The organism is Bacillota bacterium (genome assembly GCA_024655925.1).
In the GTDB taxonomy this organism is placed as follows: domain Bacteria; phylum Bacillota; class DTU025; order DTU025; family JANLFS01; genus JANLFS01.
The window spans coordinates 24,158-37,569 of sequence record JANLFS010000002.1; the positions used below are offsets into that span (position 1 = coordinate 24,158).

Genomic DNA, 13,412 nt, shown 5'->3' on the forward strand with positions numbered 1-13,412 from the left:
AATGCCTAATTCTACACCCACTCAATAAATCCTTCAAGGTGCGGGAAGTATCGCCAACAAATTTGCTGCCAGAGGCGGACTACTTCGCGTCCTTCCAGCTCGCGCCGGATGACACATCCACCTTGAGCGGCACGGCCAGACGCACGGCCCCCTCCATCTCCGAACGCACCAGTTGGGTGAGGTCGGGAACCTCTTCCGCAGGGCATTCGAGCACCAGTTCGTCGTGGACCTGCAACAGCAACCGGGCCGCAAGCCCCTCAGCGGCGAGCCTCGAATGAACGCTCACCATGGCCTTCTTGATTATGTCCGCGGCGGTCCCCTGAATCGGGGTGTTCATCGCGACTCTCTCCGCGAACTTCCGCACGGCCATGCTGGGACTTACGAGTTCAGGGAGGTACCTTCGGCGGTTCAGAAGGGTCGTCACGTAACCGTCCGCCTTCGCCTGCGCTATGATGGAGTCCATGTAGTTCCTGACCCCCCGATACCTGCTGAAGTACCGGTCGATGAACCTCTTGGCCTCCGCGGGGGTCACCCCGATGTTCTTCGCAAGCCCATAGTCACTGATCCCGTACACTATCCCGAAATTCACAGCCTTGGCCCTCGAGCGCATCTCGGGAGTGACCTCATCGAACCCCACCCCGAATACCTCGGCCGCGGTCCTTCTGTGAATATCCTCGTCTGCGAGAAAAGACTGAATCAAGACGGGGTCCTGCGAGATGTGTGCGAGGACTCTCAATTCGATCTGGGAATAGTCCGCAGTCACAATCACCCAGCCCGGGGTGCCTGGCACGAAAACCTCACGGATCTTGCGGCCTTCCTCGGTTCTCACCGGTATGTTCTGCAGGTTCGGGTCAGTGCTCGACAGCCGGCCGGTGGCGGTGACAGTCTGGTTGAAAGTGGTGTGCACCCGCCCGGTCTCGGGGTTCACCATGCCGGGCAGCGCGTCGGCGTAAGTGGACTTGAGCTTGGCCAGGCTTCTGTGCTCAAGGATCTTCTGGACGATTGGGTGCTTGTCCGCCAGGCTTTCCAGGACCTCGGCGTCCGTGGAATACCCAGTCTTGGTCTTCTTAAGCGGCGGGAGACCCAGTTTCTCGAAGAGGACCACGCCCAGTTGCTTGGTGGAGTTGATGTTGAACTCCTCGCCTGCCATGCGGTATATGTCCTGTGTCAAGGCCGCAAGCCTGCCATCCATGTCAGCCGACAGCTCTGCCAGCCTCGCGGCGTCAACCTTGACCCCGGTCATCTCCATGTCCGCGAGCACCTGGACGAGGGGCATTTCCACCTCCCGGTAGAGTCTCTCCATGCCGAGCGCGGATATGGTGGCAAGCAGCCTCGCCTCCACCTGATCCATGGAGAGCAGGCACGCGGCTGCGCGCGGCGCGACGTCGGAAGGACTGGGGCACGCCCCCGGGTCTTTCAGTCTTCGGCTCTCCGTATCCACGAACCCACGCACCGCAGGCAGTTCCACACCCACCCACCGCCGGGCGACATCGCAGATCTCCCCGTTGGGGGCGGAAGGGTCGCACAGGTAAGAGGCTATCATCGAGTCGAACGAGATCCCGGAAAGCCGCACTCCCGCCCGGGCAAGGAGGATCATTTTCTCCTTGCCATCGTGGCAAACCTTGTCCACCCTGGGGTCCTCTAACACCGAGCGTAGCAGGCCGATCACGGCGGGAAGCGGGACCTGGCACTCGCCTTCCCCCACAGCCACGTAGACCCTGACTCCCTCGGCCTCGAGGGCGAGACCCACTACCCTCCTAGTCATGGCCCCCGCGCCCGTGCTCACCACGTCGAATGCGAGCCTGCCGCCGCGGACCGGCAAGGCCTGCACCACTTCCTGGAGCCTGGTCCCGGAGGTTATGATCTCGAGCCCTTCAGGCGCCTTCGCCTCGCCAGACACCTGGAAGAGCGTCCCGGCCGTCGAACCCTGCGCACCTTCGGCCTCTGCCTGCGGAGTGGCCGTCCCGGCGGCGGTGGCGGCTTCAGGCGCCTCGCCTGCCTTCGTTGCTTCCCCAGCCTTCCGCGCAAGCCTCGCAAGGAGCATTCGAAAGTCCTGCTTCCTGAGGAAAGAGGCCAGCCTGTCTGGGTCCTGCCTGGGAGCGCAGCAGCGGTCCAGGTCCAGCTGGATCGGGGCATTTCTGTCTATGGTGGCCAGGCGCTTGCTCTGGAGCGCAACCTCTGCGTTCTCGAGAAGGGCGTTCTTCAACCTCTCCTGGGGGATCGAATGCACCTTCCCCAAGATATCCTCGACCGTGCCGAGCTCTCCGACGAGCCTCAACGCGGTCTTTTCCCCCACCCCGGGCACCCCGGGGATGTTGTCTGAAGTATCACCCATGAGCCCTTTGAGATCCGGAATGAGCTCGGGGCCGAACCCGTACTTCTCCCGGACTGCCCTGGGGTCATACTCCTCAAACTCTGTTATCCCACGGCGGGTCAGGAGCACGTGCACTTTGTCGGAGACAAGCTGGAGGGCATCCCGGTCTCCTGTGACGATTACCGCCTCGTTCCCGGATTCTTCCGCGAGGCGTGCCACGGTGCCGATGACATCGTCCGCCTCCCACCCGTCGATTTCGCACACCGAGAAGCCGAAAGCCTCAGCAGCTTCACGGACTATGGGCATCTGCACCCTGAGCGCGTCGTCCATTGGCTTTCGTTGGGCCTTGTAGGCCTCGAACTCCTGGTGCCGGAATGTGGGCGCGGCCCGGTCGAACGCGCAGATCACAGCATCCGGTTCCTCCTGCTCCAGGAGTTTCACAACCATGTTGCAGAAACCCAGTACGGCGTTGGTGGGAGTGCCGTCCGCCCGGGTGAGAGTCGGCGGCAGAGCGTGGTATGCCCTGTGGGCGAGACTGTGCCCGTCCAGCACGAGGATCTTGCGACGCTTCTCGAAGGCCACTTCGATGGTTCCTCCCCTCTCAGTTCCAGCTTATTCTTCCACGGCCCTACCCCGAATACCTGCACCAGTATCTCTCCCCACAACTTACTTGAAGGTCTGGCCACACGTATGGTGAAACAAGCCATACAGGCCGCACACTCGCAGGAAGGGAGTTTTGGCTCATGATTCGGAGGATGAAGCTGCTCGCCCTCACAGCGCTGGCCATGATAGTCATCGCCAGCCCGCGCGCAGCGGGCGCCCCCTCGCTCGTTGACATAGATGGACACTGGGCAGAGGGGGCCATCAAGTCCCTGGTAAACATGGGGGTAGTCGAAGGCTACCCAGACAAGACCTACCGGCCCGAAAGCCCTGTCACCCGGGCGGAGTTTGCCAAAATCGTCTCTCGGGCATTTGGCTTCGCGCCCTCGATGGACACTGGGTTCCGCGACATGGATGGGCATTGGGCAGAGCCGTTCGTGTCCGCGCTCGACAGTGCCAAAGTGGTCACGGGCTACCCGGACGGCACCTTCCAGCCCTCTCGGAACATATCCAGGGCCGAGATGGTGACCATGCTCGCCCGCGTCGCTCAGCTGGGCGAAATCGGCGCAGCTGACGCGGCCACATGGGTCCCGAGCTTCCGGGACGTCGGAGTGGACCACTGGGCATTCAGATACGTGGAGATCGCGCGGAGGCTCGATATCATCCCGCTCCATTTCGGCCTGGTGTTCCAGCCTGAACAGGCCACCACCAGGGCTGAGACTGCCTACATGGTCAAAACCCTGTCCGACGCTCAGTTCGCCCGGGGAACGGTAACCCAGATCAGTTCGACCACGCAGGCCGTGACAATCAAGAACGCCGCCGGCGACACCCAGGTGATTCAGGTGGACCCGGACACTGTGATCTACCGAAACGGCACTGCCACGACCCTCGGGTCCATCAAGAAGAACGACACCGTCTTCGTGGTCGGCACAAGCTACGGCATACCCCGGTTTGTGATGGCCGAGGGGTTGGTGACGAAGGAGGACATCACCAGGAAAGTCAGCAGCCTGACAGGAGGAGTCCTCACTCCTGACCAGATCGACCTGATCTCCCGGGGCAAGTGGGAAGAGGCCAGGGAAGGCATGAGCCCCGCGCTGGTCTCCCGGCTCACAGAGATGGGCCTGACCACGGAGGAAGCCCAGGCGATCCTGGACCAGAACTGGAACCGCCTCCCCGAACTCGGCCGGGAGAGGCTCTCGATGGCACTCGGAGATGAACTCGGCGTCGCGCCTGAGCTGATAGCCGCAGTCATGGATCGCGATTGGGAGTCCGCCAAGACCTATGCCCAGCTCGAAGCGGCACAGATCCTCCTGTCCAGGTTGCTCAAGCTGTAGAGACACTGCGAAAGACGCCCGAGGTTGGCCGAAACTGCGCGGGAAATCTGTGTTGCCAGGCCGGTCGGTTTGTGGCCGGCCTTTCCCGTGCCCTACGGCCGGGCTCATCCAGTGCACGGCGGAACAACTCTGACGCCAGAAACGTCTGAAGCTATGAACACATGCTGGGCGATACAGGAGGGACAATTCCATGCCATCTTCCCGTGCTAAGATAATGCTGACGCTAGTGTGCGCGGCCGCCCTCGTGGCGGCGCTCGCGCTCGCGGTCCGTCCATTGCCGGCACAGTCGGCGGAAGGAGACGATGGAGCGGTGGAGTTGACGATCTATAATTCCGACCTTGCACTCGTTCGCGAGAGGCGAGCTCTGGAGATCCCCGCCGGGACAAGCACGGTGCTGTTCCGCGATATCTCCGCCCGGATCAACCCCGCGACCGTCAGTTTCACTTCCCTTACCTCCCCGTCCAAAGTGAGGGTGCGCGAGCAGAACTACGAGTACGACCTGGTGGAGGATGCCAAGCTCCTGAACAAGTTCATCGGCGAGCGCATAACCATCGTAACTCGCGGAGGTGAGGTGTACCAGGGATACCTTCTGAGCGGAGCGCGCGGGGCGTCTTCGGGCACCATAGTCCTCTCTGCGGGCCCAGACGGCACTGGGGAAGTCACTACAGTCCATTCTGGAGACATTCAATCCGTCAAGTACCCGAGCCTGCCAGAGGGCCTGATTACCCGCCCAACACTGGCGTGGCTGGTGACCAACTCATCTGAGACAACGTCTCACGAATGCCTTGTAACCTACTTGACCGGTGGCTTGTCGTGGTCCACGGACTACGTCGCTGTCATCGGGCCCAAGGATGACACCCTCGACCTAACCGGGTGGGTCACGGTAACCAACGAATCGGGGACGACTTTCCGCGACGCAAAGCTGAAACTGGTCGCAGGAGACGTCAACCGGATGGCCGACGAACTCGGTGCCGGGGACGTACTGTATGCCATGAGGTCTGTGGCCGAGGCCGATGCCAAGTCCTTTGAGGAGAAGGCCTTCTTCGAGTACCACCTGTACACGTTGCAGTTTCCCACCACGCTCAAAGAAAGCCAGGTCAAGCAGATCGAGCTTCTCTCCGCTGCATCTGTGCCTGTCAAGAAGGTTCTCATCTACGACGGCGCCAGGGACGACACTAAGGTAAAGGTAGAACTCGAGTTCTTGAACCGGGAATCCGACGGGCTCGGCATACCACTTCCCAAGGGCGTGATCCGCGTCAGCAAGGAGGACACCGATGGCAGCCTGGAGTTCATCGGCGAAGACCGGATCGACCACACCCCCAAGGACGAGAAGATCCGCATCCAACTAGGATCCGCCTTCGATGTGGTGGGGTCGAGAATCGAGACAGGGCGAAAGCACATCGGGGACAAGGTTCGTGAGGAATCCTACAAGATAGAAGTGAAGAATCATAAGGAAGAGCCGGTGGAGGTTCACGTTCGAGAGCGGTTCTCATGGTGGCTGCCGTGGGAGATCGTGACCGCGAGCGCCAGCTACACCAAGGTCGACGCAGGGACGATCGAGTTCTCGCCGACGATCAAGCCGGGAGGGACCGCTACAATCACTTACACAGTGAGGTACACCCGGTAGGTCCGAGGCGTCCTCGAGTGGGTGAGCACCGTCCTGCCTGGCCTGGCTCAGGTAGGCTCGGTGCTCCCGCTTTTTGTCCCCGCCCCGCCGGACGACGTGGAGGAATAGTAGGAGACGTGGAGAAACCTAGGTAGTCGTCATCTTGGCATTCTTCTTCCTGGGGGGCACTATGTGATGAAGTTGATCCCTGACTCGGTCATGGAACACACTATGGACCTGACGCCTGAAGCCCGCACTATCCTGGAGACGAGGTATCTTCTCAAGGACAAGCAGGGCACAATAGCCGAAACGCCGGAGCAGATGTGCCGGCGGCTCGCGTTGGAGGCTGCCAGGGCTGGGCTGAGGTATAAAGGGTGCACCCAGACCGAGCAGGGACGGGTCGAGTTCTTCTATTGGCTTCTGGTAGAGTCCCTTTTCTCGCCGAACTCCCCCACCTGGATGAACGCAGGGACTGAAAACTCCCAGAACGCCGCGTGCTTCGTCCTGCCTGTCGAAGACTCACTTCCCAAGATATTCGATGCAGTCCGGGGGGCAGCCCTGATACACCAGTCGGGCGGAGGAACCGGTTTCGATTTTTCCAGCCTGCGGCCAAAAGGAGACGTCGTGAGGTCCACCGGCGGGGTCGCATCAGGCCCGGTTTCGTTCATGGCGGTCTTCAACGCGGCTACCGAGATCATCAAGCAAGGCGGGAAACGCAGGGGGGCGAACATCGGCATCCTGAGGGTGGACCATCCCGACATCGAGGGCTTCATCACGTGCAAGGAGGACAACTCAGCGCTCTCCAATTTCAACATATCCGTGGGAGTCACAGACGCCTTCATGGACGCTGTCGAGGCCGATGCAGACTACTCACTGATCAACCCCAGGTCCAAGCGTGTCGTTGCCACGAGGAAGGCGCGACAGGTATTTCAACTGCTGGTGGATCACGCCTGGCGAAACGGCGAGCCCGGAGTCGTCTTCCTCGACAGGCTCGAGGAGGGCAATCCCACTCCGGCCCTGGGCCGCATAACCGCCACGAACCCCTGCGGGGAGCAACCTCTCCTCCCTTACGAGGCCTGCCACTTGGGAAGCGTGAACTTGCAGAAGATGTTCCTTCCCGAGCCTTTGGACACAGAGTCGATGATGGCTTCGTCGGGGATAGGCGGCCGCTGGATCGACCCTGGGTTCGCGTCAGCATGCACTGACCTTCTTGACTCGGAGATGCGACACATCAACTGGGACCTGCTGCGGGCGGTAGTCCACGGGGGTGTGGACTTCCTTGATTCGGTGATAGACGTGTCCAGCTACCCTCTGCCCGAGATCGACAGGATGGTCAGGACCACGCGCAAGATCGGCCTCGGCATAATGGGCCTTGCGGACCTCTTTATACTCCTTCGGGTCCCTTACGCCTCCGAGAAGGCCGAAGTCCTGGCGGAGTTGATCGCCAGGTTCATAACCCACGAGGCGCGCGTGAAATCCACGGAACTCGCCGCAGAACGTGGCCCCTTCCCTGCCTTCGCCGAAAGCATATTCGCAGAGCGAGGCCAGGCCCCGGTCCGGAACGCCACTGTCACCACGGTCGCTCCGACCGGGACTATAAGCATGGTGGCGAACGCTTCGTCAGGGTGTGAGCCCATCTTTGGAGTGGCGTTCACAAAACAGAACGTTCTCGGCGGCAGGTCCCTCACCCAGACCAACTCGATGTTCGTGGAAGACGCGAAGCGGCGGGGCATCTACTCCGATGAGCTCATGGACAAGATCGCAGAGAACGGTGGATCGCTGGCTGGGATCAGTGAGGTGCCCGAGGACATGGCCGAGCTATACCGGACCGCCCTCGAGATCCCGTGGGAATGGCACGTGAGGATCCAGGCCGCGGTGCAGCGCGGCATAGACAACGCGGTCTCAAAGACCATAAACCTCCCGAACGACGCGACGCCTGAGGATGTGGCTGCAGCTTTCGTCATGGCCTACCGGCTCCGGTGCAAAGGCATCACAGTATACCGCGCAGGCAGCCGCGAGATGGAAGTGATAAGGCACAAGCCCAAAGCAGCCCCTGTCCCAGGACTCGCTCTTGCCGTCTCGCGAGGCCGGAAACCCTACACCGTCGACGCGGATCTGTGGGGCAGGCTCCTCCCGATCGACAGGCCCGAGACGTTGTCAGGCATCACTAAAAGGATCGCGACCCCATCCGGCACCCTCTGGGCGACACTCAACCTCTACGACAACAGGCCTTTCGAGATGTTCTGCCAGATAGGGAGAGCAGGCACGGACATCTACGCGTTCACTGAGAGCATCGCCCGTCTCATCTCCCTTGCGCTCCGCGCCGGGGTGGACCCGACCGAGGTTGCAAAGCAGTTGCGGGGGATCGGCGGCAGCGGCCATGTGGGGTTCGGGCCGAACCGGGTCCTCTCGGTCCCAGATGCCATCGGGCGCATGCTGGAGCAGGCGATCCAGGTCAGGTACGCCGGATCAGCTTGGGTCACCCCGCCCGAGCGCGGAATCGCAGGTCAGGCAGCCCCGGCATCGGATTGGTCGCCCGGCTGCGACGTCGATGGCCATGTCCAAGAGGTGCTCCCCTTCGAGCACGTTCGGGAAAGCCCATCCGAGAATCATGCTCCCACAGGGAGCAGCCAGCCTGAAGCGGCACAGACCGAGGGCCCTCCTTCGGGCGGACACGTGAACTCAGGGGCGTCTGGTGCAGATCATGCTCCGGCCGGGTCAGAATGCACCGGCGAAGCCGCCCCGGCTGGAGAACCGACTCTGTTTGCGAAGACCGTCACCAGGCACGACTTATGTCCCGCGTGCGGCAACTACTCCCTGATCTACGCATCAGGGTGCAGCGAGTGCAGGCTCTGCGGGTACAGCGCCTGCTAGAAACGGCGTTCATGCGACACTCTTGTTGAACTGTCTCGTGGCCAAAATCAACATGGCAACAGAGAAGATGCCCATGAAAGCCAGCCCACGCCCGATCGGTGCCCATGCCCAGCCTTCGACCACAAGGGCCCGCATGGGCTCCACTGCATAGGACACGGGGTTCCATCGCGCGACCGAGGCGAGCCACGAGGGCATGGCCCTGGTTGGGAACATGGCGTTGCTCGTGAACATCAGGGGCATGGTCAGGAAGTTGATCACAGCTAAAAGCGTCTCGTGTGTTCGTATGACCGATGCCAGGGCCAGAGATATCCCCGACATGGCGAAGCTGAACAGCACGGCGATGACCATGACAACAAGAAACCCGGGGATTCCAGTCCGAAATCTGACTCCCATCAAGCCCGCGATCACAGCGATCACAGTGACCTGGAAAGCAGCCTGCACTGACCCTGCAACCATCTTCCCGAGCGGGATCGCCGACCGGGCGATAGGGGCGGCGAGCATCTTGTTCAGGTACCCCGTGCGCCTGTCCCAAATTACCGAAGTCCCGCCGAAGACTCCCCCGAAGAGTGAGGTCATGATCATGATGCCAGGCGTCATGAAGTCGATGTACCGCCCCACCCCGAGCATGCTCGCGGCATAAGGGTTGCTCGTCAGACCCGACATGAGGTTTCCCATGAGCACGAGCCAGATGAGGGGCTGTATGACCATCATGATGACCCGCGTGGGCTGTCCCGCGAAGTGCTTGAGTTCTCGCCACGCAACCCACCTGATGTCTTGAACCGTCTAACTCATCTCCTGATCCTCCTCATGCGCATCCGCTCTCTCATGGCATCCTCCCGTGTCCCCGACTCCTGCCTGAGCTCCCGGCCGGTGAAAGAGAGGTAGACATCGTCAAGAGATGGCTTCTTGAGGGTGATGGACGAGATCTCGGCCCCCGCATCCTCCACCGTTCGGAAGATCGCGGGCACGGCGGTATCTCCATCCCTGACGACCACCACATGGAATTCGTCTTGCGCCCGCACGCTCACGACGAACGGGTGCGCCTCCAGGGCCGCGAGCGCCGCCCCCGGATACTCTCAGGGGACCGGGGTTCGAATCTGAGTGTCACCAGGTCCCCGCCGAGCGCCCTCTTGAGTGCTTCCGGTGAATCGATGGCCTTTATGACGCCGCGGTCGATAATGGCAATCCTGTCACAGAGATGGTCAGCCTCTTCCATGTAGTGTGTGGTGAGAAAGACCGTGACCCCATGCTTGGAGATGGTAGAATCTGCCCTGAAGGTGGAGGTTCTCCCTTCCTGTCAGGGCGTCGTCGACCGATAGATCCTGGGAGACATAGCCTAAGACTTGCCTGGCCTGGTTCGCCTCCCGGGCGGCATCATACCCAGCCACACTCGCCACGCCCGACGTCGGCCTTACCAGAGTCGTCAGCATGATAATGGTAGTCGTCTTGCCGGCGCCGTTTGGGCCCAGGAACCCGAAGATCTCCCCCCGGGCTACTTCAAACGTGATTCGGTCGACCGCCCGGACTCCGCCGGGGTAAGTCTTGCTCAGTTCCTGCACCTCAATGATACAGTCCGCGGTTTCCACCCCGAGCCCTGCCCCCTTATGTTATGACCTTCCGGTCGGGCCGGGGCCCGGCTCTAGAAGAGTCTTGTCCCTCGAATCGCATCCTGCAGGGCTTTCTCGACGACCTTCGCCACGTCCACCTCGCCAAGACGGGTATGGATCCCTCCATGATGAACTCCGACACCGAACGTCTCGAGTCCCCGCCCGCGGCTCTCACCCACAGCCACGACTTCCCCAGAGGAGAGGTCCACAAGCCGGAACCGCACAGTCGCCATACACTCGTACTGGACTTTCACGTCGAACTTGTTACGGCCCAGGGAGACTTCCGGCTTGGGTTCGGTCAGCTGGACGTTGAAGACTGTCACGATCAGGAGATGACTCAAGCCCCATTCAGTCCTGAGCCTATCGTAGTCCTCCTGGCTGAACCGCTCTACTCCGACGGCCTCAAGGCGAGTCCTGCGGGACACGTACTCCACTATCGTAGACTGGACGTCGACCGAAACAGGCATCGGGGACTGCAGCACCGCCGCAACCCCGACTCTCTTGCCCTCCAGCTGCTTCAGCAGACCCGGGTCCGCCTCACACCCAGCAACAAGGGCAGCCACCAAGAGAACCGACACGATCCCAATCACACGCCAGATCATTCTGTTCACTCATCATCGCCTCCGCTTGCAGGGCCCGAGATGGGGCGTTTCTGTCTCCCCGCGCAGCCTATCACCCGTCTTCTCCAGGGTCACCTTCGGTCGTCTGTGTGTCAACTCCCTGCAGACCCGGGCAGCCGGGCACCCTCCAGGCGAAACGGAATTGAAGGGCACCAGCGGAATGAGCTGGCACCCTTCGACTCGTCATGAAGTCACGGGCGTGCCGGTGGCGCGGCCCTTGCTACTGCTCCTCCTCGGCCTCAACCCGAATCCTCGCACCATCTTGGACGCGCCGGAATTCGGTGGGATCCCCGAGAACCCTGCCGAATACGTTCACCGGGCTTGCCGCTCTCGGCTTCGGGCCGGTGCTGGCCGGAGTCCGCCCAAAGAAGATACAGAACGCAGTCCCGGGCGGCCAGTACCCCAGATCCCCCACCTCAACATCTGCCCGGGCGTTCTCCGGATCCAAACTTACGGGGATGGAGAAGTAGATCTCGTCCCCCCACCTGTTTGCGCGCGCTTCAATGGGCAATGCCGCGGCTATGGCTGCAGCAGTCTCAGACTCGTCCAGCTCCGCCAGGGCAGAGACTTCCTTGGCGGTGATCCGGATGCGCAACGTGTTTCCCTCCCGTCACTTCTGGGGCTTCACTATCGGGCCGAAACCGACCGCTTCCAGCCATTCCTTGGGGTACCCGACAGACGTGCCCACAGTTTTGTCGTTGACGTACCCATCATTGTACTTCATGATCAGGAATTCGGCAAAGTCCCAGTACTCTTCCACCACTCTGTTCCCGTTGGAGACGCAGTACTGAGTGAGGAATTCCCGGGCTAGGGCGGGGTCGCGGGCATACAGTTCCGTGGCGGCAGTCTCCACCGCAGTCTGCAGTGCATACTGCCGTCCCTCGATCTCGCGCTGTTTGACCACGATGTCCTTGATCATATAGGAGTACTTCAGGTTCGCCCAGTTGCCCACGAAGTCGTAGACCCACCACGCAGCCTTGTTGTCGAACTTCGTCGGGGATCCGATCGTGTAGGCGTGTGGCAGCTTGCTGATACCGGCGTAGAACGGAACGTACACAGTATTGTGCGGGGCATCCGCACCGAACCAGAGCACGCCGCCGACCGGGTCAGGAAGCCACGCCCGCGACTGTGAGGTCCAGGTATAGGTGCACCTGAATATGGAGATCGCGCGCTCCCAGGCACCTCCTTGGCTCGTGGGGGTCGCCCACCGGTCCGGAGTGCCGAACGGCCCGGCCGCAAGTCCCTGCGTCAGGTCAAACTCCGTGCCTTCGTAGTGGTCTCTCTGTATGGAGTTGATGAAGTCAACCGAGACATTTTCGTCAGGCTTGACGGAAAACGGGTACCTGTCCGCCCACGGGTCGAGGTTCAGCGATGGCGCAACCAAGCTCAGCACGCGCCATTCGCGGCGGGAATTGTAGGGGTTATCCTTGGGGCCGTACGCCTCGTAGAACACAAAAGGCTTGCCGCTTCCCGGATCCCACCACCCATTCTCCTCCGCAACTGCGAACACATTGGCTGATGCCATGAAGTAGTCGGGGTTCGAAAGGTCTATTTCGCCTATGCGGGAGCGGTTGGCGCTCACGCCCACGTGATCATCGGGTATGCGCTGGGCCGCCCAGACTGCGCTGTTTTCAAGAGGGCCTGACCCGAATATCTCGAACATCCACACTTCGTTCGGATCTGCGACGGTCAGGCACTCGCCTCCATCACAATAGCCGTACTCCTCGGCGAGAGAGCCCATCAGCTTGATGGCTTCCCTTGCGCTGGAGCACCGCTCTAAGGCGATCCTGGAGAGTTCCACTATGTCGAACCAGCCCAAGGGGTTACGGAGTTCGCGCCGCCCGCCGATGGTTGTCTCTCCGAGGGCAAGTTGCTTCTCGTTCATTATGGCATAGGAGCCGAAGAAATAGCCGTAGGTGTGAGGGACCTGGGGGATCTCCCCTTTCAGCTGCCTGGGGGCGTAATGGGGGTCGTCTGGGTGCCTGAAAGAGGGGGTGAAATACACTTCGCGCATCGCGCCTTCGGGGTAGTCGGCAGGCGGGATGTAGAATAGGCGCGGATCGCAACTGCCGCAGTCGTCGGTATGAGTAGTCATGACCGACCCGTCCACACTCGCGCCCTTGCCGACCGGTATGGAGGTGCACGCGAATGCCGGGGTCGCGCCGAGCGCCACGATGACGAATCCAGCGATCAACGAGTATAAGAGCGCCTTGACTGACTTCTGTCTCACTTTGGCCATCCTCCTTATTCTGGATTTTTGCCCGAAGCTGGGAGCCCCGGCCCGCCGTGAGGGCAGGGCCGAGGCTCCGTCCTTAGTGGATCGCAGTGCCTTTGTGTTACGGGAGGTAGTGGTCAGGCTCGTCGAGTCCGACTACCCTGCGCAGCCACGACTCAGGATAGCTGACCGCGTTGACCTTGCCGTTCTCGGTCACGAAGCCCATGTTGTACTTCCAGATC

At 61.3% G+C, this 13,412-nt stretch carries 10 protein-coding genes; 3 read left to right on the forward strand and 7 right to left on the reverse strand.

Going from position 1 to position 13,412, the window contains the following annotated elements; all coding sequences use genetic code 11:
* Positions 1-79 precede the first annotated feature (79 nt).
* Entirely contained in the window at positions 80-2,896 is a 2,817-nt protein-coding gene (gene polA / locus NUW23_00425) for a DNA polymerase I (protein ID MCR4424645.1), read from the reverse strand.
* Positions 2,897-3,057: 161 nt separating this feature from the next.
* Between polA and NUW23_00430 the strand changes: the two genes are divergently transcribed.
* From NUW23_00430 to NUW23_00440, 3 genes are all read left to right on the forward strand, one after another.
* A complete protein-coding gene (locus NUW23_00430; protein MCR4424646.1) occupies positions 3,058-4,248 on the forward strand; it encodes an S-layer homology domain-containing protein in 1,191 nt (396 codons plus the stop codon).
* A gap of 190 nt (positions 4,249-4,438) precedes the next feature.
* A complete protein-coding gene (locus tag NUW23_00435) occupies positions 4,439-5,875 on the forward strand; it encodes a DUF4139 domain-containing protein (protein ID MCR4424647.1) in 1,437 nt (478 codons plus the stop codon).
* Positions 5,876-6,049: 174 nt separating this feature from the next.
* Entirely contained in the window at positions 6,050-8,728 is a 2,679-nt protein-coding gene (locus NUW23_00440; protein ID MCR4424648.1) for an adenosylcobalamin-dependent ribonucleoside-diphosphate reductase, read from the forward strand.
* Between the two features lie 9 nt (positions 8,729-8,737).
* Here NUW23_00440 and NUW23_00445 read toward each other — a convergent pair whose 3' ends face one another.
* The 6 genes from NUW23_00445 to NUW23_00470 all read right to left on the reverse strand — a co-directional run bounded on the left by NUW23_00445 (position 8,738) and on the right by NUW23_00470 (position 13,185).
* Positions 8,738-9,499, reverse strand: a complete 762-nt coding sequence (locus tag NUW23_00445; protein ID MCR4424649.1) for an ABC transporter permease — start codon at positions 9,497-9,499, stop codon at positions 8,738-8,740.
* A gap of 17 nt (positions 9,500-9,516) precedes the next feature.
* The gene (locus NUW23_00450; protein ID MCR4424650.1) at positions 9,517-9,777 is read right to left on the reverse strand and encodes a DUF4162 domain-containing protein; all 261 of its coding nucleotides are present in this window, start codon (positions 9,775-9,777) and stop codon (positions 9,517-9,519) included.
* Between the two features lie 153 nt (positions 9,778-9,930).
* Complete coding sequence (locus NUW23_00455) at positions 9,931-10,314, reverse strand: ATP-binding cassette domain-containing protein (protein ID MCR4424651.1); 384 nt, start codon at positions 10,312-10,314, stop codon at positions 9,931-9,933.
* A 53-nt stretch (positions 10,315-10,367) separates the two neighbouring features.
* Positions 10,368-10,946 carry a hypothetical protein gene (locus NUW23_00460; GenBank protein ID MCR4424652.1) on the reverse strand — a complete coding sequence of 193 codons (579 nt, stop codon included), beginning with the start codon at positions 10,944-10,946 and terminating at the stop codon, positions 10,368-10,370.
* 229 nt (positions 10,947-11,175) lie between these two features.
* A complete protein-coding gene (locus NUW23_00465; protein MCR4424653.1) occupies positions 11,176-11,550 on the reverse strand; it encodes a cyclophilin-like fold protein in 375 nt (124 codons plus the stop codon).
* 15 nt (positions 11,551-11,565) lie between these two features.
* Entirely contained in the window at positions 11,566-13,185 is a 1,620-nt protein-coding gene (locus NUW23_00470) for a C69 family dipeptidase (GenBank protein ID MCR4424654.1), read from the reverse strand.
* Between the last annotated feature and the right edge of the window lie 227 nt (positions 13,186-13,412).